At 31.0% G+C, this 26770-nt stretch carries 26 protein-coding genes; 16 read left to right on the forward strand and 10 right to left on the reverse strand.

Going from position 1 to position 26770, the window contains the following annotated elements:
• Positions 1-4 precede the first annotated feature (4 nt).
• From Q1A15_RS00255 to Q1A15_RS00265, 3 genes are all read left to right on the forward strand, one after another.
• Complete coding sequence (locus tag Q1A15_RS00255) at positions 5-172, forward strand: hypothetical protein (RefSeq protein WP_299617195.1); 168 nt, start codon at positions 5-7, stop codon at positions 170-172.
• Positions 173-329: 157 nt separating this feature from the next.
• On the forward strand, positions 330-3191 hold the full coding sequence (locus tag Q1A15_RS00260; RefSeq protein ID WP_299617197.1) for a lamin tail domain-containing protein: 2862 nt from the start codon (positions 330-332) through the stop codon (positions 3189-3191).
• A gap of 24 nt (positions 3192-3215) precedes the next feature.
• Positions 3216-3383 (forward strand): hypothetical protein, encoded by a 168-nt coding sequence (locus Q1A15_RS00265; RefSeq protein ID WP_299617199.1) that lies wholly within the window; start codon positions 3216-3218, stop codon positions 3381-3383.
• 77 nt (positions 3384-3460) lie between these two features.
• Here Q1A15_RS00265 and gyrB read toward each other — a convergent pair whose 3' ends face one another.
• The gene (gyrB, locus tag Q1A15_RS00270) at positions 3461-5398 is read right to left on the reverse strand and encodes a DNA topoisomerase (ATP-hydrolyzing) subunit B (RefSeq protein WP_299617201.1); all 1938 of its coding nucleotides are present in this window, start codon (positions 5396-5398) and stop codon (positions 3461-3463) included.
• 498 nt (positions 5399-5896) lie between these two features.
• On the opposite strand from gyrB, the gene Q1A15_RS00275 reads away from it, so the two are divergent.
• Positions 5897-7069, forward strand: coding sequence for a DUF3103 family protein (locus Q1A15_RS00275; RefSeq protein ID WP_299617203.1), 1173 nt, complete (start codon positions 5897-5899; stop codon positions 7067-7069).
• Between the two features lie 184 nt (positions 7070-7253).
• Here the strand turns inward: Q1A15_RS00275 and aat are convergent, their stop codons facing one another.
• On the reverse strand, positions 7254-7889 hold the full coding sequence (aat, locus tag Q1A15_RS00280) for a leucyl/phenylalanyl-tRNA--protein transferase (RefSeq protein WP_299617205.1): 636 nt from the start codon (positions 7887-7889) through the stop codon (positions 7254-7256).
• Positions 7889-9262 (reverse strand): TIGR00366 family protein, encoded by a 1374-nt coding sequence (locus tag Q1A15_RS00285; protein WP_299617207.1) that lies wholly within the window; start codon positions 9260-9262, stop codon positions 7889-7891. The genes aat and Q1A15_RS00285 overlap by 1 nt, the downstream gene beginning before the upstream one ends.
• Positions 9263-9360: 98 nt before the next feature.
• Between Q1A15_RS00285 and Q1A15_RS00290 the strand changes: the two genes are divergently transcribed.
• Complete coding sequence (locus Q1A15_RS00290) at positions 9361-9984, forward strand: short-chain dehydrogenase (RefSeq protein ID WP_299617209.1); 624 nt, start codon at positions 9361-9363, stop codon at positions 9982-9984.
• A gap of 62 nt (positions 9985-10046) precedes the next feature.
• On the forward strand, positions 10047-10286 hold the full coding sequence (locus Q1A15_RS00295) for a DUF1456 family protein (RefSeq protein WP_299617211.1): 240 nt from the start codon (positions 10047-10049) through the stop codon (positions 10284-10286).
• 40 nt (positions 10287-10326) lie between these two features.
• On the opposite strand, the gene Q1A15_RS00300 is transcribed toward Q1A15_RS00295, so the two are convergent.
• The 3 genes from Q1A15_RS00300 to Q1A15_RS00310 form a co-directional block, all read right to left on the reverse strand.
• Positions 10327-10875 (reverse strand): hypothetical protein, encoded by a 549-nt coding sequence (locus Q1A15_RS00300; RefSeq protein ID WP_299617213.1) that lies wholly within the window; start codon positions 10873-10875, stop codon positions 10327-10329.
• Between the two features lie 151 nt (positions 10876-11026).
• Positions 11027-11395, reverse strand: coding sequence for a DUF3127 domain-containing protein (locus Q1A15_RS00305; RefSeq protein ID WP_299617215.1), 369 nt, complete (start codon positions 11393-11395; stop codon positions 11027-11029).
• 4 nt (positions 11396-11399) lie between these two features.
• On the reverse strand, positions 11400-12263 hold the full coding sequence (locus tag Q1A15_RS00310; protein ID WP_299617217.1) for a flavin reductase family protein: 864 nt from the start codon (positions 12261-12263) through the stop codon (positions 11400-11402).
• An 84-nt stretch (positions 12264-12347) separates the two neighbouring features.
• Between Q1A15_RS00310 and Q1A15_RS00315 the strand changes: the two genes are divergently transcribed.
• A complete protein-coding gene (locus Q1A15_RS00315) occupies positions 12348-13493 on the forward strand; it encodes a HAMP domain-containing sensor histidine kinase (RefSeq protein WP_299617219.1) in 1146 nt (381 codons plus the stop codon).
• A 58-nt stretch (positions 13494-13551) separates the two neighbouring features.
• Here Q1A15_RS00315 and Q1A15_RS00320 read toward each other — a convergent pair whose 3' ends face one another.
• Both Q1A15_RS00320 and greA read right to left on the reverse strand, forming a co-directional pair.
• On the reverse strand, positions 13552-13944 hold the full coding sequence (locus tag Q1A15_RS00320) for an HIT family protein (RefSeq protein ID WP_299617221.1): 393 nt from the start codon (positions 13942-13944) through the stop codon (positions 13552-13554).
• A gap of 87 nt (positions 13945-14031) precedes the next feature.
• Entirely contained in the window at positions 14032-14505 is a 474-nt protein-coding gene (gene greA / locus Q1A15_RS00325) for a transcription elongation factor GreA (protein ID WP_299617223.1), read from the reverse strand.
• A 107-nt stretch (positions 14506-14612) separates the two neighbouring features.
• Here greA and Q1A15_RS00330 point away from each other — a divergent pair, with 107 nt between their 5' ends.
• The 7 genes from Q1A15_RS00330 to Q1A15_RS00360 all read left to right on the forward strand — a co-directional run bounded on the left by Q1A15_RS00330 (position 14613) and on the right by Q1A15_RS00360 (position 21618).
• On the forward strand, positions 14613-15020 hold the full coding sequence (locus tag Q1A15_RS00330) for a Rieske 2Fe-2S domain-containing protein (protein ID WP_299617225.1): 408 nt from the start codon (positions 14613-14615) through the stop codon (positions 15018-15020).
• 64 nt (positions 15021-15084) lie between these two features.
• On the forward strand, positions 15085-16242 hold the full coding sequence (locus Q1A15_RS00335; protein ID WP_299617227.1) for a 5-(carboxyamino)imidazole ribonucleotide synthase: 1158 nt from the start codon (positions 15085-15087) through the stop codon (positions 16240-16242).
• A gap of 58 nt (positions 16243-16300) precedes the next feature.
• Positions 16301-16780 (forward strand): 5-(carboxyamino)imidazole ribonucleotide mutase, encoded by a 480-nt coding sequence (gene purE, locus Q1A15_RS00340; RefSeq protein WP_299617229.1) that lies wholly within the window; start codon positions 16301-16303, stop codon positions 16778-16780.
• A gap of 80 nt (positions 16781-16860) precedes the next feature.
• Entirely contained in the window at positions 16861-18885 is a 2025-nt protein-coding gene (locus Q1A15_RS00345) for a M3 family metallopeptidase (RefSeq protein WP_299617231.1), read from the forward strand.
• Between the two features lie 47 nt (positions 18886-18932).
• Entirely contained in the window at positions 18933-19502 is a 570-nt protein-coding gene (locus tag Q1A15_RS00350) for a Crp/Fnr family transcriptional regulator (RefSeq protein ID WP_299617233.1), read from the forward strand.
• 59 nt (positions 19503-19561) lie between these two features.
• Complete coding sequence (locus Q1A15_RS00355; RefSeq protein WP_299617235.1) at positions 19562-20326, forward strand: MBL fold metallo-hydrolase; 765 nt, start codon at positions 19562-19564, stop codon at positions 20324-20326.
• A 65-nt stretch (positions 20327-20391) separates the two neighbouring features.
• Positions 20392-21618 (forward strand): carboxypeptidase-like regulatory domain-containing protein, encoded by a 1227-nt coding sequence (locus tag Q1A15_RS00360; RefSeq protein WP_299617237.1) that lies wholly within the window; start codon positions 20392-20394, stop codon positions 21616-21618.
• Here Q1A15_RS00360 and Q1A15_RS00365 read toward each other — a convergent pair.
• Positions 21608-22855 carry a glycosyltransferase gene (locus Q1A15_RS00365; RefSeq protein WP_299617239.1) on the reverse strand — a complete coding sequence of 416 codons (1248 nt, stop codon included), beginning with the start codon at positions 22853-22855 and terminating at the stop codon, positions 21608-21610. The genes Q1A15_RS00360 and Q1A15_RS00365 overlap by 11 nt on opposite strands.
• The gene (locus Q1A15_RS00370; protein WP_299617241.1) at positions 22856-23326 is read right to left on the reverse strand and encodes a heme-binding domain-containing protein; all 471 of its coding nucleotides are present in this window, start codon (positions 23324-23326) and stop codon (positions 22856-22858) included.
• A 97-nt stretch (positions 23327-23423) separates the two neighbouring features.
• On the opposite strand from Q1A15_RS00370, the gene lpdA reads away from it, so the two are divergent.
• Positions 23424-24824, forward strand: a complete 1401-nt coding sequence (gene lpdA, locus Q1A15_RS00375) for a dihydrolipoyl dehydrogenase (RefSeq protein ID WP_299617243.1) — start codon at positions 23424-23426, stop codon at positions 24822-24824.
• A gap of 155 nt (positions 24825-24979) precedes the next feature.
• Positions 24980-26752: a T9SS type A sorting domain-containing protein gene (locus Q1A15_RS00380; RefSeq protein ID WP_299617245.1), complete on the forward strand. Its 1773-nt coding sequence runs from the start codon at positions 24980-24982 to the stop codon at positions 26750-26752.
• Positions 26753-26770 lie beyond the last annotated feature (18 nt).

A 26770-nucleotide genomic window follows, 5' to 3' on the forward strand; every position in this document is an offset into this window, starting at 1 on the left:
AATCATGACTAATAGCAAAGAAAATAAACAAGAAATCACGAGAAAAGAAGCTCTTAAAAAAATAGGTAATTACGGAAAGTATACTGCATTAACAGCACTAGGTACTTACTTAATTTTAAATCCTAAGAAAGCACAAGCAGCTTCACCAGAACCACCAGGAGGCGGATTCTAAAAAAAGTTATACAAACTTAAAACCTCAAGAGTATTCTTGAGGTTTTTTATTTTCATTATTAATAAATCGTTAACAATTCAACAAAAAAGACAATTCGAACTACACTAAGCACTCATTTTTAGTAATTTGCTTGCTCTTAAAAATATATAAACTAAAAATGAAAAAAAATTACTCATTATTGATAATCTTTTTATTATCGATTTTTTCAATTCAAAATTCATTTAGTCAGATTTATAATGCTGATTTTTCTAATGACGGTGACGGTTTTGCCGACCACACTTCTAGTAGTCTTCCTGCTACTGCACCTGCTAGTGTAGGTCCTTTTGGAACTGCTCCTAATCAATGGTCTTTATCATATACCACTACTCCATCTAGTGATGGTACAGCAAACTCTTTTAAAGTAAGTGGTGGGGCCTTAGTTAGTAATGACTGGGGAGGACAAGGTATCTTTACAAGTCAATCCATAGACATTTCTACTATTTCTACTATCAATATTTCCGCTCTAGGATCTAACATTGGAGCTAACGATGATAATTTCACATACTTTTACATCTTAGACGGAGGAACTAGAGTTGATACAACTATTGGAGCAACAAACAATGGAGATCCTGTAAACTACAGCATAAACAATTTAGATGTATCAGGAAATAATTCTATTCAAGTTGGATTTGAATTTAGCGAAAACGGAAGTGGCGATGGTTATTCTATCTCTTCTTTTTCTGTTTCAAACGCATCTAACCAAGCTATAAATTTTAATAATTCAACAAGTTCAATTAACGAAACAGATGCTACTGTTAACACATTAATACCTGTTACACTTTCAAACTACAGTACAAATGTAACTGTTAGTGTCACAGTAGATGGTAGTAGTACTGCTCAAGTAGGAGATTATACATTAAATACTAATTCATTAGCATTTACTGCTAATGGAAGTCAAAATATCTCTTTAGACATTAATGATGATGTAGATTTTATAAGTGAAACAGTTATTTTAAATATAGCCGTTACATCTGGAACAGCTGACATTACAACATCTCAACATACTGTCACAATTAACGACGATGATTTACCTATAGTAATTAATGAAATTAATGCAGATCCTGATTCTACGAACGGAGATGCTAATGGAGATGGAACTTCTAATTTCTCTGAAGATGAATTTGTTGAAATATATAATATTTCAGGAGCTAATTTAGATATTTCTGGATGGGTTTTAGCAGATGCTGCTTCAGATAGACACACTTTCCCTAACGGTACCATAGTTCCAGCAAATGAATCTATTGTTGTATTTGGAGGGGGAACACCTGTAACAGTTCCTGGTTTAGTTCAAGTGGCTTCAACAAATTCATTAGGTCTAAGTAATTCAGGAGATACTGTTGTCATTAAAAATGGTTCTGGAGATATAATTATTTCTGAATCTTATGGAAGTGAAGGTGGGAATAACCAATCTTTGGCTAGAAACGATGATTTGACCGGAACATTCGTTCAGCACTCAACTATCGTAAGTAACGCTGTACTATTCTCTCCAGGTAAAGACAATACAGACAATACTCCTTTTTCTTCTTCTATCAAATGGACAGGAGCGACAAGCAATGACTGGAGTACAGGTACCAATTGGTTAGGAGGAGTTGTTCCTTCTAATAGCTCTGATGTTGTTATACCTGCCGGGTTAACAAACTATCCTACTGCATCTAGCTTTATATTCGTAAACAGTATTACTTTCGAATCTGGAACGTCTTTATTGTTCAACTCTTTTGTTAATGGACAAATAACATACAACAGAGATGTAACTTCAAATTGGCACTTAGTAGCTTCTCCTATCAATGGAGAAAGTATTGATAATTTGATCACTAACAATAGTTTCTCTACTGGAACTAGTACTAATATTGGTATTGGTTTATATGATAATGACAATGCTACTACACCATGGCAATATCAAAATAGTTCTTCAACTGGAGCATTAGCTAGCGGAACTGGTATTTCAGTAAAATTAAATACTTCATCTATAGTTTTTAAAGGAAACATGTATACAGGTTCTGACGTAATACCTGTTACAACTGGTAGTAGAACTGATTTTAACCTAATCGGAAACAGATATACAGCTTATTTAGATTCTGATGCTTTTTTAACTAATATATCAAATACTCCTGCATTAGCAGAGCAAACTATTTGGTTGTGGGACGGAACACAATATGTAACAAAAAACTTAACAGAATCTATCAAAATTGCTCCAACTCAAGGTTTTTTCATAAAGGCTGCTATTGACACTAATGTAGCTTTGAATCCTGCAATGCTTTCTCATAACTCAACTGATACTTTTTTACGTCAAGCACCAAAATCTTCTTTTGAATTATCAATAAATAATGGTGAGGTTGCGGGTTCAACTAAAGTATATTATATAGACGGAAAGACTAAAGGTTTTGACAATGGTTATGATTCTAGAATATTTGAAGGCGCAGACCAGAACTTTGCAGTTTACACTCAATTATTAAATGATAATGATGGTAGAAATCTAGCTATTCAAACATTACCTAATAACAATCTAGAAACTATGGTAATTCCTGTTGGTTTAATTACTGATGCTGATCAAGAAATCACATTTTCAGCAATAACTACGAATTTACCATCTGGAGTAGACGTATATCTGGAAGATAGAGTTAACAATACATTTGTAAATCTTTCTGAAGGTAATTATACATTTAAAACTAAATCTGTTAGTAACGGAGTTGGACAATATTATATCCATACTACATCTGCTAAATTAAGTAACGATGATATCTCAAAAGATATTAAAAACGTAAGTATATATGGTTCTGCTAATAATGAAATTACTGTAACTGGATTACAAGCAGAAGCTAATGTAAAAGTATTCTCTCTTTTAGGGGAAGAATTAATAAACTCTGATATTAATTCAAACGGAGTAAGTAAAATTTCTTTACCTAGCTTATCCACAGGAGTATATGTTGTAAAGTTAAACTCAACTTTAGGAAACATAACTAAAAAAGTAATTTTAGAATAAACTACCCCTCTAAAAAGTATCATCATGACTAATAAGAAAGATAACAAACAAGAGATTACTAGAAAAGAAGCTCTTAAAAAAATAGGAAACTACGGAAAGTACACTGCATTAACTGCATTAGGAACTTACCTAATTTTAAATCCTAAAAAAGCACAGGCTTCTTCTCCTGAAGCTCCAGGAAGTGGATTCTAAGAAGTAAAAACTATTTAAACTTAAAAACCTCAAGAGAAATCTTGAGGTTTTTTTGAACTTGATATTTAAATAATTGACTATGCGTCTATGTTAGCATATTTCGCATTTCTTTCTATAAAGTCTCTACGTGGTGGAACTTCGTCTCCCATTAACATAGAGAAAATTCTATCAGCTTCAGCCATATTTTCAATTGTAACTTGGCGTAATGTTCTAAATTCTGGATTCATGGTTGTATCCCATAATTGCTCAGCATTCATCTCTCCAAGACCCTTATAACGTTGAATAGAAGCTCCTCCTCCCATTTTTTGGTTAATTAAATCTCGTTGATTATCATCCCAAGCATATTCTCTCTTCTGTCCTTTTTTAACTAAGTATAAAGGCGGCGTAGCAATGTAAATATATCCTTGCTCAACCATTTCTTTCATGTAACGGAAGAAGAATGTTAAGATTAATGTAGCAATATGCGAACCATCGACATCGGCATCACACATAATCACTACTTTATGATATCTTAATTTTGATAGGTTTAATGCTCTTGGATCTTCTTCTGTTCCGATAGTGATTCCTAAAGCTGTAAACATGTTTTTGATTTCTTCATTCTCAAAAACTTTATGCTGCATCGCTTTTTCTACGTTAAGAATCTTACCACGTAAAGGTAAAATTGCTTGGAAATTACGATCACGACCTTGTTTTGCAGTTCCACCTGCCGAATCTCCCTCGACTAAGAAAATTTCACAAACTGCTGGATCAGTTTCAGAACAATCAGATAGTTTACCAGGTAAACCTCCAATACTCATTACTGTTTTACGTTGTACCATTTCTCTTGCCTTACGAGCTGCATGACGCGCTTGAGCTGCAAGAATTACTTTTTGTACAATCGTTTTAGCATCATTAGGATTTTCTTCTAGATAATCAGTTAACATTTCTGCTACAGCTTGCGATACTGCAGAAGTAACTTCTCTGTTTCCTAATTTTGTTTTTGTTTGTCCTTCAAACTGAGGTTCAGCAACTTTCACTGATACAATTGCTGTTAAACCTTCACGGAAATCATCTCCAGAAATCTCAAACTTAACGTTCTTTAGTAACCCAGAAGTATCTGCATATTTCTTTAAAGTACTTGTTAATCCTCTTCTAAATCCTGATAAATGTGTTCCTCCTTCGTGAGTGTTAATGTTATTTACATAAGAATGTAAATTTTCAGCATACGAATCATTATAAATCATTGCAACCTCAACAGGAATTCCGTTTTTCTCACCTTCCATTGAAATTACATGCTGAATAACAGGAGTACGAGTACTATCTAAATATTTAACAAATTCAGATAAACCTTCGTTACTATGGAAAGTTTCAGCAATAAAATTTCCTTCATCATCTTTATTACGCTTATCTGTTAACGTAATCGTGATTCCTTTATTAAGATACGCTAACTCACGCATACGTGTAGCTAACGTTTCATAATTATACTCTGTAGTTTGTTGAAAAATACTTTTGTCTGGTAAGAATGTTACTTCTGTACCAGTTATATCAGTTTCACCTACAGTTTTTACAGGATAAAGTGTTTTACCACGTTCATACTCTTGCTCCCATATTTTACCATCTCTGTGAACTGTAGCTTTTAAATGATCTGAAAGTGCATTCACACAAGATACACCAACCCCGTGTAAACCTCCAGATACTTTATATGAATCTTTATCGAACTTACCTCCTGCTCCAATTTTCGTCATTACAACTTGTAAAGCAGAAACTCCTTCTTTCTTATGTAAACCTACAGGAATACCTCTACCGTTATCCCTTACAGTGATTGAATTATCTTCATTAATATCTACAGTAATTACATCACAGTGACCAGCTAATGCTTCATCGATAGAGTTATCTACCACCTCATACACTAAGTGATGTAAACCGCGAACACCTACATCTCCGATATACATGGAAGGACGCATACGTACGTGCTCCATACCTTCAAGAGCCTGAATACTATCGGCAGAATAATTGTGTTTTTTTTCTTCGCTCATATATTAGAGTTTATTTTATTACTTACTACATTTAAGGGCGCACAAAACCTTGATTAATCTTTACTTTTGTAAATATTATCTAAGTTTTGTATTGAAAAAAGTTCCCCGTCTAAATCGTTGTCTTAGTAACAACTAGTCTACAAATTTACATTTTTTTAATCTCAAAATAAAGTTTTTAAGCAATTTTATATTCAAGTTATTAACAATATTAGAGAAATATAAAAATCGCTTAAAACCACTTTAAAACTCTTTAAATTTAATTTCACTTATTTCAGAAAATCATTCCAAATAAGAAAAAGTAGAAAACACGCTTAAAACTTTTAAAACACGTTTTACAAAAAAGCTTTACATAGCAAGAAAAAAAGTCAAACAACTAAATTATTTATGTTAAAAAATCATAAAAAATAATTTTAAAATTATTTTTTTAACACTTAAATGTTAATTTATTTAAGTTTTTATATATTTGAATTAATTGTCAATAACCAAAAATAAAAAACCATGAAATTCCCCCGAATTTTAATTAAGGCTCTTATTGCCTCAACTTTACTAACAAATTGTAACAATTCAGACGAAACTAACATTCAATCTGACGATTTAACCACAATAACCCCTAACTCGGTTAACAAAAGAGAAGTTACAATGAAGTTTATTGATTTAATGAAAAATCAAAACTTCAAAAACAAAACAATTAGTTTATTAGAAAATCAAAAACCAAGTATTCCGCTATCTAAGGTATTAAACGAAACTTCGGAATTTGTTGGACAACAAAAATCTTACACTAATTTGGTTTCAGAAACTACTAAACTAGAGACCTTTTCAGAAAATGAAGCTCCTGAAAAAATTGAAATCCTTGAAGTTTGGATGCATAATTCAAATGAAACTACTGATTTTTCAAATGTATTATTCTCTTTCGCTCCTGAAGGTGAAGAAAAAGATTGGTCGAAAATTGAAGCATACACTATAAACAAAGAGTTAGTTTACTTAGATGCTAAAAATCCACCAAACCAACCCGTAATAGTTATTGAAACAGATGGTTTTGAAACACTTAAAAAAGAAGTTGAATTAATGAATAAACAACTAAGACTTGAAGGTATTCAAAATTCTAGATTCGATCAAAAAAACAGTAACTCTAATTTACTAGCTTCTAGAAATCAAGGTTTAGAAACTACAAAATTGAATAAAATCCGTTTGAATGATGATGAAGAACCTTGGATTAGTGGTGCTGCTGAAATTTACGCTATTACTTCTGGAATAAAAGACAGTGATAATTCTCCTGAAATTAAAGTAATACCAATGTATTATTTAGATCATGATGATACCGATTATTATCCGAATCAAATTTTATTATTCTGGGATGATTATAAATATCAAGCAGCAAATATTCAGCTTTTTGAAAAAGACGATAATGTAAATTACAAAGATTTAACATCAACAATTGTTAATGGAGTATTTCAAATAATTGGCACAATTTCTACACAACCTTGGGTAAATGCTCTTGGCCAAGTTGCAGGTGCTATTATTCAAGCAATGCCCGATCAATGGTACACAAACAATGATGATTATGTAGATTCTTTTTACACGATAGAAAAAAACAAAAGCTATACAAATCACTACGGAGCTAGAGGAAATGCAAAAGTAAATTTAGCACCTTTCTTTGTTGCAGCTAATTAACACAATATTTCAAAAGACTTTTTAAATGAAACTTTACATAAAATCACAAAAGAATACACAAAACAACAGCTAGTGTTAAGGTTCTTTTTCGTGAAAAAACAAAAATGTATATTTGAATTTAATTTAGTAATTAAGTCTTTTCAACATCTTAGTATTTTAATTACTACTACTACAAAAGGGGCTTTTATGCCCCTTTTAAATATTTCAAAAATTGTTCTCTAGGTATTTCTCTTGCTCCTAAACTAGCTAAATGATCGTTATATACTTGACAATCGATGAGTTGATAACCACATTCTTTTACCAAATATATAAAAGCAACCTTACTCATGTTGCTCGCTTTACTAAACATACTTTCTCCACAAAAAATTCCGTTACCTAAATCGACTCCATATAAACCTGCAACTAAGGTTTCATTTTTCCAAACTTCTATCGATTTTACAAAACCTTTTTCATGCAATGTCGTGTACGCAGCTTTCATATCTTCTGTAATCCAAGTTCCATCTTGATCTTTTCTTACTATTGTTTTGCAATTGGAAATTACACCTTCAAAATCTTTATTCATTGTGATTTGAAAATCTTCTTTTCGCAACACTTGCCTCATCGATTTTGAAACTTTAAGCTCATCAGGATACAAAACCATTCGTTCTAAAGGTGAATACCAAACTATTGGCTCACCTTCATTAAACCATGGGAAAATTCCATTCTTGTATGCAAACACTAATCTTTCCTCAGATAAATCTCCTCCTAAAGCCAAAACTCCATCTTCAGAAGCAAACTCATGTGCAGGAAACTCTAATTCTTCTCCAATCCAATAATACATTATATCAATATTAATCCTAAAATATAAATAAGCGAACCTACCAACATTGCTATTAATGTGTATGGTAGAATTTCTTTAGCTTTTAACTTTGTTATTCCTAGCAAAGGCAACGCCCAAAATGGCTGTAACATATTTGTAATTTGATCTCCGTAAGCCAAAGCCATAATTGCTTTTGGTAATGGTACTCCTAATTCTAATGCGCTTTGTAAAACAACCGGACCTTGAACCACCCATTGTCCACCTCCGCTTGGCACAAAAACATTAACTAAACCTGCACTAAAAAATGTAAAAATCGGTAATGTTGATGCTGTAGCAATTGAAACAAAAAAATCAGAAACTAAAGTTACCATTCCTGAACCGTTCATAATTCCCATAATTCCGAAATACAAAGGAAACTGAATTAAAATTCCAGATACATCCGAAATTGCAACACCAATTGCATTGATAAATCTTTTAAAATTTCCATGCAACAAAATCGCCATTCCTAACATTAAAAAGTTAATAAGGTTTGGGGTTATTTTTAAACTCTTTATGTCAGAAAAATATCTATATCCAAATGCAATCAAAATAAGCACACCAAAAATGAACGCTAAAATTTTAGAATTATCTAATTTCTCTGCTTTAGTTTTTGTTTCTTCTTCTATTGTTGCTTCATAAATATCTAAAGTCAAAGGAGTAGATTTTACTTTTTTTCCTATGAAATAAAAAACAGAAGCAACACTTAACATCACTACGAAAAACAATAATAAATTCCACCAACTTAACACTGTTTGATCGTAACTTATTAAATCTGGAATTTTAGCTAGATTAGGATTATCGACACTTAACATACTCTTTAAATGTCCTTTCTCATTAATTTTTATAGGAGCAGAACCAGAAATTCCACCATGCCAAACCATTAAACCGACATAACCAGAAGCTCCAATTAATGGATAATTTAATTTCAGTCCTTTCTTTTGTACATCTTCAGCGACTCTTCTTGCTAATAACGCTCCGAAGATCAATCCTAATCCCCAATTAAAAAAAGAAACCAACATTGTTACACTACTTACAATAAAAGCACTATTAGCTGTATTCGTACAATATTGAGTAAGCTTAGCTATTAAATTACTCATAGGTTTGCTTAAAACCAAAACATGACCTAAAACTAAAATAAGCATCATTTGATAGGCAAACACTAATAAATTACCATTCCACAATCCGCTTTCCCAAAAGCTTAGTATCTCTAAAAAATAACTTCCTGAACTAACTGAATCTGGTTTTGTAAAAAACAACGCTAGTATGAGTGTTAAAAAAGTAAGTAATATTGCAATCGTAAAAGGCGAAGGAATATACTTTTTGAAAATATTTTCAATAATTTTAGTGATCTTCATAATAGTTTGGATTGAAAGTTAAAAATAAGGAGATTTAACTTTTCTAGTCTGAAAAAGCTCACTATTTTTGCGCTCTTAAATGTTTGATGGAGACGCAAATGAAAAAAAAAGTCGGAAAAAAGAATAAAGATGCTCATGTAAAACGCTTACATAATTATTATCAGCGTACAGGGTTTTATATGTTTATATGGGAAAGCTTAAAAAAAGCCTTTATTCCTATCGTTCTTGTTGTTATTGGTTTATTTGTTTTCAACAAATATGTTTACAATATCAATGACGGTTTACAAACGATGACAGAAACTTTTTCTAGAACAAGTTTGTTAATTACCTTTTTTGTTTCTGAAACTATCCTTGGTTTACTTCCACCTGAAATCTTTATTGCCTGGTGTAAGAAAACTCCAACTCCTTTAGTAAATTTAGCTATACTTGCTGTATTATCTTATTCTGGAGGTATACTTGCTTACTATTTAGGAAAAGCTTCTTTAAAAATTAATGCTGTAAAAGAATACTTAGAAGTAAAGATGGCTAAGCATTTAAAGAACACAAAGAAATGGGGTGGTTTTTTAATTTTAGTAGGAGCTTTACTACCGTTACCATTCGCAATAAGTTGTTTAACTGCTGGTATGATTAAATATCCTATCAAGAATGTGATTATCTTCGGATTATTCCGTTTCTTACGATTTGCAATTTATGGTTGGGCAATCTTTTCGGTAGTAAATTAATATTTTTACTGAATCTTAAAATAGACCTAAATTTTCTATAACAGAAACTATACCTTTACTAAATGGGATTAACTAATAACGATATTTTAAAAAAATTAAGAGTAGCACATAAACTTAGAGATACAGATATTGTTGAAATTTGTGCTTTAGTAGATTTCAAAGTTTCTAAATCGGAATTAGGTGCTTTCTTTAGAAAAGAAGATCATCCTAAATACATGGAATGTGGTGATCAAATTCTAAGGAATTTTTTAAACGGACTAATTATACATCTGAGAGGACCAATGCCTCCTAAAAATAAGTAATCAAAAAAAGGATCTAATTTTACAATTAGATCCTTTTTAGTTAAGCAGTATATGTGAAAATTTTTATTCGCTCTTCATCGTGAGAACCTGCAAATCCAAAATGACATGGAGACAACTTCGGTAATTCTTTAAATGACTCGTCTTCCACTAGAAATGGTACAACTGCTTTAATAATGAAATAAAATATTGTTGTTATCTCTAAATAATCGTTTCCTATTTTCTTCCATGCTCCTTCACCATCTACACCAAAGTATTTTTCAAAAAACACATCATTATCTATAGCTGAATTATTCATGATACAACCTTCATCATAAGCAGTTTCAAAATCATTATCTGGCATAAAATCTATCTCAATATCACTTCCATATTCATTCCAACAAACATCTATTACCCCTATCTTTTCAATATCACTATAACTTAATTTATCTGTAGTAATAGAATTCAAATAATTAGTCATAGCAATTAAACATCTATTCGCTTCAACTTCCCAATCTACTTTTTGAATAATTTGAATATTCTCTTCTTGTTCAAATCTATCTTTAATCAAAGCTTCTAATTCAGTATAGAAGCTATCTGAAAGTATTTTCATTACTAAATAGTTAAGTGAATTTAAAACTATAATTTTAATTGATATAAACGAAACTTACCCCCCTGAATTCAGGATTTATCAAACTGTATTAAAAACAAAAAGCCTTGTGAATTTCACAAGGCTTTTTATATATACATCTTTATTTTTCTTCTTAGAAAGGTAAATCGTCTGGCTCGTTATCTGTTAAGTCTGGAGCTGGTTGAAACTGATCTACTGGTGGTACATTTTGTCCTGCAGCAGCTTGTTGTAAACTTTCAATTCTCCATCCTTGGATTGAATTAAAATACTTAGCTACACCTTCTGGATTAATCCATTCTCTACCTCTTAAGTTGATTGAAACTTTTACGTCTTGTCCAACTTGAAAAGAGTTTAATAAATCACATTTATCTTGGATAAATTCAATAAGTATCATTTGCGGATACTGTTCGTCTGTAGTTATAACGACTTCTCTTTTTCTAAAACCATTGCTTCCAAAAGTTTGAGTTTCGTTAATAATTTTAATTTTACCTATAACTTCCATAATCTTACCTATTTATCAAAAGTACCTTCCAAGCACTTTCTACATCATTTTTGTCTAAATATTGTTGTGCAAATGTATGCTTTTTTTCTTCTGATAGCCCCACATATTCAGGATGTTCTTGCGCAAAGTTATCAACAACTTCAGCATTTGGCAAAGCTTCTACATTGGCTAAAACACCTAAATTATTACCTGTTAAAACAGTACTGTTACGAATCGCTTCTGGAATTTGATCTACACCAATTCCTAAAGTTGATAATGGTTTAGGAATTTCAAAGAATCCATCTCTAGCACGAGAATAAAAACTTCCACCCGCTCTAGAAACTAAATCTATTTTATATTGATCAATTAATCCTTCTTCATTTAACACATCTTCGTTTACATGAAGTTTCACAACTTCACATACAATTAAGTTTCCTGCTCCGCCTTCATTTCCTGTATAAATGACATCGTTTACTTTACACTCAAATTGTACTGGAGATTCTGCAACTCTAAATGGTTTAACTTCTTCAGAAGGTAACATTGTAAGTCCAGATTTCACAAACTCATTCACTCCTTTAGGATACATTGTACTACTTAATGACATTTGCTGAACAATATCATAATTCACAACGTTAATTACTACTTCTTTAGTTTTCTCAACATTATCTAAAGTGTGTTTTGTTGTATTATTTCTAACACTTCTTGCCGGAGAAAAAATCATAATTGGTGGATTTGCTCCAAAAACATTAAAAAAACTAAATGGTGAAAGATTCGGATTTCCTTCCTCATCTATAGTACTAGCAAAAGCTATGGGTCTAGGCGCAACTGCTCCTAATAAATATTGATGTAATTTTCCTGTAGATACTTCTTTAGGATTTATCGTTAACATGATTTTTGTTTTGAATACTATAATGTAAATATACTACGGATTAAGTTATAAAGTTATACTCTTAGAATAGTTTATATTTGACTAATGAGTTTTTTGAAAAATTTCTTCGGAGTAAAACGGCTAATTATATTTATTTGTTTTGTTATTGTTTCCTTAATCTTATGGAATACATACTCTTTCTTTAAGAAGTTTAAGAATGATGAGAGAATAAAAATGGAACAGTTTGCAATCGCTTTAGAACGTATTGGAAATAATCCTGATTTAGATGCAGACATGAATCTTGAACTTAAAGTACTTTCAAACAATAAAATTCCTTGTATTTCTACAAGTATAAACGGTACCATTGGTGAACATCATAATTTAGATCCTAAACGTTCTTCTGATATTCTTTACTTAACCAAACAGTTAAGAATTATGAAAAATCAGAACAAACCGATTGAAATTAACTACTTAGGAAAACGAGAATATATTTATTATCGAAATTCAGATTTACTTACCAAACTTACTTATTATCCTATTGCTTTAATTTTAATCTTAGGATTATTTCTAGCCGTTATTTATTTATTCTTCAATTCCAGTAAAATCGCAGAACAAAATAAGTTATGGACAGGTATGGCTAAGGAAACTGCGCATCAAATAGGAACTCCTTTGTCTTCTTTATTAGGTTGGGTTACTATTCTACGTGGTGAAAACCTGGATCAAGATTATGTCGATGAAATTGAAAATGATGTTAAAAGATTAAGCACAATTGCCAATCGTTTTTCAAAAATTGGTTCACTTCCAAAATTAGAAAACACCAATATAGTTGAAGTTACCAGAAACACTTTTGATTATTTAGAATCGAGAAGTTCTAAACAGACTTCTTTCTCTTTTGAAACTTCAGATGATATTATAAATACAAATCTGAATAACGAACTGTATGGTTGGGTAATAGAAAACCTAATTAAGAACGCTATAGATGCTATGGAAGGTAAAGGAAAAATCAATTTAGCTATAGAAAATAGCGAAGAGTATATTAAAATTTTGATTTCAGATACCGGAAAAGGAATTCCCAAGTCAAAGTTCAATGCAATTTTTAAACCTGGATTTACTTCTAAAAAAAGAGGTTGGGGATTAGGTCTTTCATTGTCTAAAAGAATTATTGAAGACTACCACAAAGGAAAAATATTTGTTCAAAAATCTGAACTAGATAAAGGAACTACTTTTGAAATTCAATTCCTAAAGAACTAATCAAAATTTGCTAGTCTTTCTTTTTAAAAACTAGCAAACTTTTAAATGCATTCTAATTTTACTCGAAATTCTGAGCAATCTTCTCAGCTAAAGAAACAAACTCATCATTCGATAGTTTTTCTTTCTTTACAAACTGTATATCTTCCATTGCATTTAAAGGCACCAAATGCACATGTACATGAGGCACTTCTAATCCAATAACACTCATTCCGATTCGTTCACATGGTATTGCTTTTTCTAATGCTTTAGCAACTCTATAACTAAAATCCATTAATTCTGCATACTCTTGTTTACTTAAATCAAAAATCTTGTTTTCCTCTTTCTTTGGAATTACTAAAGTATGTCCTTTAGCATTCGGATTAATATCTAAAAAAGCAAAATGCTTTTCATCTTCCGCTACTTTATACGAAGGAATTTCTCCTTGAATAATTTTTGTAAATATTGAAGCCATTTAATTTTCTTTGGTGTTGATTGTAAAAATAAAAAATCGGATTTAGTAACTAACTAAATCCGACAGTATATTGTTTTAAAATTGAGTTTAACGTGATATCTCTAAAACTTCGAATTTCATTATTCCATTAGGGACTTTAATCTCTGCAATATCTCCTACTTCTTTTCCAAGTAATCCTTTACCAATTGGAGAATTTACAGATAACTTTCCATTTCTTACATCGCTTTCACTATCTGCAACTAAAGTATATGTAAACTCCATTCCATTAGCTGTATTTTTCAATTTCACTATAGAATGAATAAGAATTTTAGATGTATCTAATTCACTCTCATCTATAATTCTAGCATTAGCTACTACGTTCTTTAATTTGGCTATTTTAGTTTCTAATAGCGATTGTTCTTCTTTTGCAGCATGATATTCTGCATTCTCACTCAAATCACCTTTATCACGTGCATCTGCAATCTCTTGAGATACTCTTGGTCTCTCAACTTGCTCTAAATGTGCTAACTCTTCCTTAAGCTTTTTTAAGCCTTCAGGACTATAATATGAAACTTGACTCATAACTCTAAAATTTAAAAAAATCCCAGTCCGCTAGGAATGAGATCGTCTAACAAATGTACAAAATATTTGTAAATTAGCCGCGTTAGCATTTAAACAAAGCTGTATTCATGAAAAAAATTATTGCACTTCTTCTAACTATCGTTTTATATAATTGTACTGATAATGATATCAATAATAATTGTTTCTTAGGTATAGTTTTAAATGAAACTGTAAACTTATCCAATCCTCAGTTTATCGATATTCAAGTTCCCGGTGGACATACTGTAGCTAATATTGGAGGAAGAAATTTAATTATTATCAGAAGAAACAATAGCGATTTTAAAGCTTTCGATTTACAATGTCCTGACGGAAATTGTACTTCTCCAATGACTTTTGACGGATTAAAATTAGTGTGTCCTTGCAACAACAAAGAATACAATTCACTTAACGGTTCTCCTATAGATGGCGAAGGTTGTTTTGCTTTAGAATACAATGTTATTCAAATCGGTAATACTGCACTGCAAATAAGCCGATAAAAAATAATTTTATCACCCAATTAAGATTAGTACTTTTGTGCCACAACAACACAAAAAATTAATCGTGCAAAACTATTTTTCTTCTCACTTTAAATTGGGAGTATTAGGAGGCGGACAGTTAGGCAGAATGTTATTATCTGAAACTCAAAAGTTAGATATCCATACTGTTATATTAGATAAATCTGCAGATGCTCCATGTGCGCAAATATGTAACGAATTTCATCAAGGAGATTTATTAGACTTCGATACAGTTTATAATTTCGGTAAAAAAGTAGACTTACTAACTATCGAAATTGAAAATGTAAATATCGACGCCTTAGAAAAGTTAGAAAGTGAAGGTTTAACAATTTATCCTAAACCAAGTAACTTAAGAATTATTCAAAACAAAGCGCAACAAAAGAAGTTTTATAAAGATCAACAAATTCCTACGGCAGATTTTAATCATTATGCTTTCATAGAAGAATTAAAACATTCTTACGAAAACGGATTAATCACATTTCCTTTTGTTTGGAAATCTGCTAGATTCGGTTACGATGGAAACGGAGTTAAAGTTGTAAAAAACTATAATGATTTAGAGTCGTTACCAGAAGGTGAATGTATTGCCGAAAAAATGATTCCTTTCAAAAATGAATTAGCTGTTATTGTTGCTAGAAATCCTAAAGGTGATTTAGTTACGTATCCTGTAGTTGAAATGGAATTTCATCCTGAAGCAAATCAGGTAGAATATGTGATTTGTCCAGCTAGAATAGACGATACTGTTGCTAAAAAAGCTAGAGAAGTTGCTTTAAAAGTTGCTGATGCTTTCGATTTTGTTGGTTTATTAGCTGTTGAAATGTTTCAAACACAAGATGATGAAATCTTAGTAAATGAAGTAGCTCCAAGAACACATAACTCTGGTCATTATAGTATCGAAGCAAGTTATACAAGTCAGTTTGAGCAACATTTACGTAGTATTTTAGATTTCCCTTTAGGAAACACAGACAGTAAACTTGCTGGAATTATGGTAAATCTTGTAGGAGCTGAAGGACATACTGGTGAAGTTGTTTACGAGAATATTCAAGAAATTATGAATATCGATGGTGTAACGCCTCATTTATATGGAAAAAAAATTACAAAACCTTTCCGTAAAATGGGACATGTTACCATTGTAAATCAAGATGTAAATAAAGCCAGAGAAGTTGCTCAAAAGGTAAAAGAAACCGTACGAGTTATTTCAAAATAAGAATTAGTAAACAAAACTTTAAAGTTCTAAAAAGAACTTGAACAACAACATAAAAAATATGGTAGGAATTATAATGGGAAGTGATTCTGATCTTCCAATCATGCAAGACGCAATCGATGTTTTAGAAAGCATGGATATTCAAATAGAAGTTGATATTGTTTCTGCACACAGAACACCAGAAAAACTATTTGATTATGCTACAAATGCTCACAAAAGAGGCGTTCAAGTAATTATTGCAGGAGCTGGTGGTGCTGCTCATTTACCAGGAATGGTTGCAAGTATGAGTCCGTTACCAGTAATTGGAGTTCCAGTAAAAAGTAGAAACTCTATTGATGGATGGGATTCTGTATTATCTATTTTACAAATGCCTGGTGGTGTTCCTGTAGCAACTGTTGCTTTAGACGGTGCAAAAAACGCTGGTATTTTAGCTGCTCAAATTATTGGAGCATCTGATAAATGTGTTTTAGATAAAATAATCGCTTACAAAGAAGGCTTAAAACTAAAAGTTGAAAAAGCTTCTGAACGAGTAAAAAAATAAGTATCTTAGTACTATACAAACATAAAACCTCACAGATTGTTTATTTGTGAGGTTTTGTAGGTTTTTAAAATTAAATTGAAATGACGAAAAACCCATTACTACAAGAATTTGATACTCCTCCTTTTCAATCAATAAAAGAGGAACATTATAAAACTGCAATAAAAGAAGCTATCGAAATAGCTAAAAAAGAAATTCATGCAATTGCAGAAGCAACAGATACAGCTACTTTCGAAAACACTACAGTAGCTTTAGATGATACAGGAGAAAAATTAGATCGTATTACATCTATATTTTTCAATTTAAATTCTGCGGAAACCAATGAGGAAATTCAACTAATAGCTAAAGAGATTTCTCCTTGGTTAAGTGAATTTAAAAACGACATAATTTTAAATGCTAATTTATTTAAAAGAGTAAAAGCAGTTTACGATCAGAAGGATGCATTGACACTTACTCCTGAACAAAGTATGTTATTAGAAAAGCAGTACAAAGGTTTTTCTAGAAATGGAGCTAATTTAAATGATGAGCAAAAAAATAAGCTACGAGAATTAGACACAAAACTTTCTAAATTATCACTTGAGTTTGGTGAAAATGTTTTAGCAGATACCAATGCTTTTGAAATGTTGATTACAGACGAAAAAGATTTGGCTGGTTTACCTGAAGGAGCGAAAGAAGCAGCTAAGTTAATGGCGCAACAAAAAGAAAAAGAAGGTTGGTTATTTACACTAGATTACCCAAGTTATATTCCTTTTATGACGTATGCTGACAATAGAGAACTAAGAAAAAGTCTTTCTATTGCAATGGGTAAAAAAGGTTTTCAAGACAATAAAAACAATAACGAGAAAATTGTTTTAGAGATTGTTGAATTAAGACATCAAAGAGCTCAATTATTAGGTTACGATTCTCATGCTCATTTTGTTTTAGAAGAGCGTATGGCAGAATCTCCAGAAAAAGTATTATCGTTTTTAAATGATTTATTAGCAAAAGCTAAACCTGCTGCTGAGCGTGAATTTAAAAATTTAGAAAGCTACGCTAAAAAGCTAGATAATATTGATCGTCTTGAGAAGTGGGATGGTTCTTATTATTCAGAAAAACTTAAAAAAGATTTATTCGATTTAGATCAAGAAGCTTTAAAACCATATTTTAAATTAGAAAATGTTATTGATGGTGTTTTTGAAATTTCTAATCGACTGTTTGATTTAAACTTCGAAGAAATTGATAGTATCGATAAATATCATGAAGATGTAAAAACCTATAAAGTAACAAACTCTAAAGGTGAATTTATTTCTCATTTTTATGCTGATTTTCATCCTAGACCAGGAAAAAGAAATGGAGCTTGGATGACATCTTACAAATCGCAACAAATTAAAGAAGAACTAAACGACAGACCACAAGTTTCTATCGTTTGTAATTTCACAAAACCAACAGAAACTAAACCTTCTTTATTAACCTTTAATGAAGTAACTACGTTATTCCATGAGTTTGGTCATGCTTTACACGGAATGTTAGCAAACACCACCTACAAAAGTTTATCTGGAACTTCTGTTTCTTGGGATTTTGTAGAATTACCAAGTCAAGTTTTAGAAAACTGGTGTTACGAAAAAGAAGCATTAGAGTTATTTGCTAAACATTATGAAACTGGAGAAACAATTCCTATGGAATATGTTCAGAAGATTAAAGAATCTGCTGCTTTTCATGAAGGTATGCAAACGTTACGTCAATTAAGTTTCGGTTTATTAGATATGAGCTGGCATTCTGGAAACACTGAAAATATTTCTTCAGTTAAAGATTTTGAATTAAAAGCTTTCGAGAACACAAAATTATATCCAGATGTTTCTGAAAATTGTATGAGTACAGCTTTTTCTCATATTTTTCAAGGAGGATATTCAGCTGGTTATTATTCATATAAATGGGCAGAAGTTTTAGATGCCGATGCTTTTGAATATTTTAAAGAAGAAGGTATTTTCAATAGAGAAATCGCAACTAAATTTAAAGATCATGTACTTTCTAAAGGAGGAACAGAAAAACCGATGGAATTGTACAAACGTTTTAGAGGTCAAGAACCTAAACCTGAAGCTTTATTAAAAAGAGCTGGGTTAATAAGTTAAAAAACAAGAGCTGCAAAACATCCTTTTGCAGCTCTTTATAAATTCTTATGTACGATAAAATAGCTACTTTCTTCGAAACTGAATATCCATTAAATCAACATGGAATAGAAGAACTATTATCGTTATTTGAAGTTCATTCGATTAAAAAGGGAACACCTATTCTTAAATCGAATACCGTTGAAAAAGAATTACGTTTTTTAAACTCTGGTGTAATCAGAGAATTCTATGCAACTTCAGAAAAAGAAACTAATATCAACTTTTACACAAAACCTCAATTTGTTTCAGATTTATTCTCTTTCAGCAATGATCTAAAGACGAATAAAAATCAAGAAACACTTACAGATATTGAGCTATTATCTATCAAAAAAGCACCTTTTAGAGAGCTTTTACAGAAATACGAGTGTGGAAAATCATTTATTGAACTTTCTTTTCAAAAACTTTTAAAACAAAAAGAATTATTAGAATTCAATAGAATTACTAAAACTCCAGAAGAACTCTATCAAGAGTTATTCATTTACAAACCACATTGGCTAGAAAAAGTACCGCAATATCATATTGCATCATACTTAAATATTACTCCAGAAACATTGAGTAGAATTAGGAAACGTATTTATTGATTTGAATCAATGTAATGCATTTTTAAAGGATATTTCTTTGTATTTAAATAATTACAGTCATGAAAATTCAACATTTTAGAAATGCAACATTAACTATCGAAATCGATGATAAAGTAATTTTGGTAGATCCAATGTTAGGAGATCAAGGAACTTTACCTCCATTTTCTTTTTTCAGATTCAAAATGAAAAAGAATCCTACTGTTCCATTACCTGAAAACTGCCGGCCAACTCTTGAAAAAGTTACACTTTGTTTAATCACTCATAATCATCCTGATCATATTGATAGTGCGGCTGAGAAGTTTCTTATCGAAAGAAACATTCCTGTAATTTGTAGTACTCTAGATGAAAAAACTTTTATAAAGAAAGGGTTAAATGTTGTTCAAACAATTAATTACTGGGAAAAATCGTCTTTTTTAAACGGAACTATAGAAGGAATTCCTGCAAAACATGGTTACGGATTTGTAGCTAAACCTGCTGGAAATGTTATGGGATTTTTTATTGAACTTCCTAATCAACCAAGTATATATTTAAGTTCCGACACCATTTATACTGATGCTATAGATACTGTATTAAAAAAATACAATCCAGAAATTAGTATTGTTGCTACTGGTTCTGCTCAGTTTGATATTTTCAAACCATTGTTAATGACATTGGATGATATTGTAAAGTTTGTTGAAAATGCACCTCACAAAGTTATCGCAAACCACATGGAAGCCGTGAATCATTGTCCGATTACAAGAGCAAAACTTAGCGCTGTTTTAACTCAAAAAGGATTAATTCACAAAACGTATATTCCTGAAGACGGCGAAGTTATCGATATATAATTCAGTTAATTATTATAATTATCATTAAAAAAGTTCTTATTTTTAGATACCAAACTTGTTTATCTATGAAAAAAGAACTTTTTGTTTTATTGCTATTCATGCAATTCTTCGGTTTTGCTCAAAAAGAAATTAAAGGAATTGTACTTTCAGAAAAAAAAGAACCTTTAGAAGGTGCATCTGTGTTTTTTAATAACACTACGGTTGGAGACATTACAGATGTTAAAGGAGAGTTTTCATTAAAAACCAAAGAAGGAAAATATTCTTTAATTATCGCTTACTTAGGTTACAAAACTGTGCAATATGAGATTACTATCACCAAAGATTCTCCAAATAAAATTCTAAAATTCATTTTACTTCCTGAAGACGATCTACTTGACGAAGTTGTTGTTGATGCCAATAAAAAAAGGAGATCTTCAAGAGAGAAATATTACGACTTCAACAGATTTAAACGTTCTTTTTTAGGCACTGCTAATTTTTCTAAAAGTTGCAAAATTGAGAATCCGGAAGTTTTAAATTATTACTTCGATAGTGAAGACAATATTTTTTCTGTAGAAGCAGAACAACCAATTATTATAACTAATAAAGCATTAGGATATAAAATATATTACACCCTGGAGAAATTTGAACAATCTAGAAAACGCTCAGAATATTTGGGATACACTAGATATGAAGAATTAAAAGGAAGCAAGCGTAAAAAAAGAAAATGGGCGAAAAATAGATTGATTGCGTACAATGGTTCTAGAATGCATTTTTTAAGATCTTTAGATCGAGCTAATACAAAAGAAGAAGGTTTTATTATTGATCAGTTTGCTAGAATTCCTAATAAGAAATATCCAACAAAAGAAGAGAAAGCATTTGTTAGGAAAATCTTCAAAATGTATATGGATAATAACTCTCCTATTAACTTGAGAAAGAAAATTACTAAACCAGAATCTAAATTAGATAGTGCGCTGCTTATTAACAGAAGATTAAATCAGAAAAAAGTTATAGATTCATTGATGAGAAAAGATATTAATTATAGTGACATCACTTTCAAAATTCAAGGAAAGACCTTTTTAAAGTTTAATGATATTTTAAAAATAACATATACCAAAGAAAAGGAAGAATATGGATTTCGACCAGGAAAAGCCAGATTAGATCGACAAGAATCTAATTTATTTGTTTTTGAAAAACCTGAGCAAATTCATCATTATGGAGAATTTAGTAATCCGAGTAATCATTTAGTTGAAGGTTATTGGGCTTATGAACTATTTGCCAACACACTACCGTTAGATTACGAACCTAAGAAGTAGGCTTATTCTTTTCTTCAATCCACTTACTCATATATTTCGTGGCTTGTAATGTTTGATATTGAAGTAAACTTCCTAAGAAATTCGCATTTCTATGAGATTCAATTTCGTTTTGTAGATAATTTAACTTCTCTGTAAACTTATTTCCTAATATCGTTTTATCATAGATCGTGTTAATAATTTTGACACCATTATTTTGCGCCTGAAGCCATATTTCTTTTTCGGTGTATAGTTTTATAGCCAAATCAGCAAAAGCGTTTAAATCGTCTTCTACAAAGCCGTTCCAAGGAAATTCATCACGCATACCTTCAGCTCCTATAGCTGTCGTTACACTTGGTGTACCACAAATCATTGCTTCGGTTAATTTCCCTTTAATTCCAGCTCCAAATCTCAAAGGTGCCAAAACAACTTTGGCTTTACTTACTTTTTCGATAACATCTGAAGTATAACCATGTAATATAAAACCTTGATCTGGTTTATGTAATTGCTGAATTTGTTGACTTACATAAGCTCCATAAATATGAATATTCACTTTTGGTAAACGTTCACGAATACCACGCCACATTCGTTTTAATTCTAATACTGCATCAACATTAGGTTTATGAAAAAAATTTCCAACAAAAACAAAATCTTCTCTTTCTTCATAAGGCAACCATGCTTCCTGTTTAGACTCGTCAATCACATCTAAAAGGAAAGGAAGATACAGCAAGATACTTTCATCTATTCTAAACACATCTTTTAATAATCGCATTTCGTAAGAAGAAATAATTAAGCTTAAATCACATCGTAAAATAGATGCTATTTCTCTTTTAGCTTCATCTGATTTTAATAATGCTATATCTGAAAACTCTTCTGCATTTTTTAATTGTGTATATCTTACTTTTCTTAAAAAGTGTAAATCTTCAGTATCTAAAATACGAATGGCATTAGGACAATTTTCAACTACTCGCCACCCGAATTGCTCTTCCATCATAAAACGATCGAATACAACAATATTCGGATTCAATTCTTGAATAAAAGCATCAAATGAAGATGAGTTTAAAACAATCTCCGTTTCGGTTACTCCCATTTGGGATAAATCGAATGCATTTTCTCCTTTTTGAGCCGGACTAGCAAATGTTACTTCATAATTATTTTCTAGAAATAAATTAATAAGTTGAAGCATTCTACTTCCTGCAGCAGATGAAGTTGGTTCTACCCAAACGTAACCAATTATTAAAACTTGTGTATTAGTACTCAATTATCTTTGTTGTTGATATTTATATTCTCTTTCTACTTCTTTAGCCCAAGTTACTACCATGGCTATTTCTTCATCTGTTAATACAGCATCTCCATGAGTCCAAGTATAAGAATTTAAAGGCATATGTTTTTCTTCTACTTCTTCCCAAAATTCTTCCATCTTGTGTTCTTTTTTTCTAGACGAATATTTTGACCAATTTGAAAAGTTTAAATGTTCTTTACCTTCTTCAACATGATGATTGATCCAAAAATTCACTGGAGCTATTGAATGATACCAAGGATAATTAGTGACATTACTATGGCAATCGTAACAAGCGTTTTTCAGAATCGTTTTGACTTGGGGAGAAGGATTGGTTTCGTAAGTGAATACATCTAGAGAAGCCATTTCACCGTTATTTTTTTCAGTAGGAATAAACTGAATTACAACGAAAGCTAGTAAAGCTAACCATCCTATTTTTTTTATTATTTTCATACAAATACATCTTATCTGTTTTAAAAATAGTAATAATAACTAATACTCACTTTTAATTCGTAAATAATTGTAATTTTGTATTAAAATAAAACAACTCATGAAATACGATATCATCGTTATAGGTTCTGGACCTGGTGGATATATTGCTGCGGTTAGAGCTTCTCAATTAGGTAAAAAAGTAGCTATTATAGAAAAATATTCTACCCTTGGTGGTACATGTTTAAATGTTGGATGTATTCCTTCAAAAGCTTTATTAGATTCATCTCATCATTTTTACGATGCTGTTCACCATTTCGAAGAGCATGGTATTTCTGTAGAAAATCCAAAGTTTGATTTCTCAAAAATGATTGAGCGTAAAGCTAAAGTTGTAGAGCAAACTACTGGAGGTGTTAAATATTTAATGGATAAAAACAATATTGATGTTTACGAAGGGTTAGGTTCTTTCGAAGATGCAACTCACGTAAAAGTCTCTAAAAACGATGGAAGTTCTGAAGTTATTGAAGGAACTAACATTATTATAGCTACAGGTTCTAAACCATCTACTTTACCATTTATCTCAATAGATAAAGAGCGTATTATTACTTCTACTGAAGCATTAAAACTTAAAGAAGTACCAAAACACTTAATCGTTATTGGTGGTGGTGTTATAGGATTAGAATTAGGTTCTGTATACAAACGTTTAGGAGCTGATGTTTCTGTTGTTGAATATGCACCTACGATTACTCCTACAATGGATAAAGATGTTTCTAAAGAATTAACCAAAGTTTTAAAGAAACAAGGTGTTAAGTTTAATGTAAGCCACGGTGTTACAGCTGTAGAAAGAAAAGGAGATGAAGTTGTTGTAACTGCTACAAATAAAAAAGGAGAAGAAGTTACTTTTACTGGTGATTACTGTTTAGTTGCTGTAGGACGTAGACCATATACTGATGGTTTAGGTTTAGAAAATGCTGGAGTAAAAGTTACTGAAAGAGGACAAATTGATGTAAACGATCATTTACAAACTAATGTTTCTAATATTTATGCTATTGGAGATGTAGTTCGTGGAGCAATGTTAGCACATAAAGCTGAAGAAGAAGGAGTTGTTGTAGCTGAATATTTAGCTGGTGAAAAACCACATATCGATTACAACTTAATTCCTGGTATTATTTATACTTGGCCTGAAGTTGCTGCTGTTGGAAAAACTGAGCAAGAATTAAAAGATGCTAATGTAGATTATAAAGCTGGAAAGTTCTCTATGCGTGCATTAGGAAGATCTCGTGCAAGTGGAGACATTGATGGTTTTGTAAAAGTATTAGCTGATAAAAATACTGATGAAGTTTTAGGTGTACACATGGTTGGAGCTCGTGTAGCTGACTTAATTATGGAAATGGCTGTTGCAATGGAGTTTAGAGCTTCTGCTGAAGATATTGCTCGTATTTGTCATGGACACCCAACATATTCTGAAGCTGTAAAAGAAGCTGCTAAAGCTGCTTGGGATGGGAAACCATTAAATGCTTAAGACAAAACTTTAATAAAAATAAAAAAGCAACCTATTCAGGTTGCTTTTTTATTTTTATTGACTTTAAGATTTTATTGACTTTAAATAAGGTTTATTTAAAATATATGTTAATTTTTTAACTATATTTAAATACGTTAACAAATAAACCCTTATTTATGAAAACCAAAATTAAAGCGCTAATAGTAGCACTAGCCCTCCCGTTGTTTTTATTTTCTCAAAATTTTATTGAAAAACAACTTCCCTCTCCTAACGAACTCAGTTCTTTTTTTATTGGTCCACTTATTAAATCTACAATTCATTATGGAGAACGGCCATCAAACTATAATGGTGAAGTACTACTATTTAATCATGGATACATCGATTTAAATCAATTATTCTTTACTAACAATACTTTTTATCAAGATGCATACAATGCTGGTTACCAAGTTGTATTTGTAGCTACCACAAGAGGTGAAGGTCTATGGAAAAATGGTGAACTGCTTGCTGAATCTATAGATATTATTACCAATAAATACAGTGTAAATGATCTGACTGTTATTGCACATAGTAATGGTGGAAAAGCTGCTGAAGCGGCAATGTTTTCTTTCAACAAAAGAAATAAAGTAAAAAAAGTTATTGCCCTCGGCACACCATATTGGGGAACTTATCTCGCTGATGTATCACAAAAATGGTGGTTTAATTGGATTTGGAAAAATACTGGCTTAAATGAAGGCGCAGCAACATCTACAACTTATTACTGTAGAGACGTAGTTCGACCTCTTTTTGATAATGCTCCAAATAATCAACCTGAAAAGTTTATAATTCTTGGTGCATCTGGTTTTAAGAACGGACATACAATTTTAGCTCCTTTAATGTTTACTAGTGGCGGGATTTTATATTTAGCTCAAGGAACAAACGACGGTGTTACACCTTACAGTAGTTCTTTACGTCCAGGAGCTACTTATCTTTTCAACAAAGGAGAAGCTAAATTAGACCACATTGATGTTGCTTTAGGACAATATGTATGGAATACTATAAAACCTTATTTAAACAGCAATATAAACGGTAAAAAAACTACTAATAAACAAGAACAAGAAGCAGCTTACATCATTAGTGATTATCAAATAATCAATTCAGAAAATAGTTATGATAAAATAATTATGAATGATGATCAAGAAGCTTTAGTTGAGGTTTTCCATGAAAAGGAACTTCAAGACTTCAAACTACTATCAGATAAAAAAGCGTTACAACCAATTCATAAAACTAAAAGCAAAAATCCAGTAGCGATTTATAGTAGTTCTTATGTAATAAAAGATGTAGAACATTTAAACGCAAATTCTAAATTCGCCGCTTTTGTTCACTTTCCAAATGGACCAAAAATGAAATATCAAACTCAAAAGGAAGAACAAAATATATCAGTTGAATTTGATGATCTTACTATTCCTTTACAACTAATTGAAGTTAATGCTGTGATTACTAAAACTAGTAATCTTCTTGGTCAACCTTTAGATGGAGATTCTTTCATCTATCCGCTTTCTCTAAATAATAGAAAATTTATACTGAATACTTCTGATTTTTCAGATGGTGTTTACAGTATTCATATTACAGGAAAACATAAAGACTTTACTCGTTCTATTATTTCAGGTTTTACTGTTGGAAAACTAACTTCAAAAGACGTAGTAGAGGAAATTAAAAGTGAAGCTTCTTTAAATATTAGTTTAAAATCAACTATAATTCGTGATCATATTGAGTTAATTTCTAATGGAAATTCTCAAAATATAAACGTTTCAATTTTCAATTTAAATGGTCAATTGAAAACAACTGAAAACTTTAGTACTGACAATAACTATAAACTAACCAAAGGAATCTCCTCTTTAGCGAGTGGTTTATATATATTAACTGTAGAAAAAGGTAACTTAAAAAAGAGTTTTAAAATTATAAAGAAGTAATTTTTTAAATGATCAAAT

Source organism: uncultured Tenacibaculum sp. (assembly GCF_947495995.1).
Classification (GTDB): domain Bacteria; phylum Bacteroidota; class Bacteroidia; order Flavobacteriales; family Flavobacteriaceae; genus Polaribacter.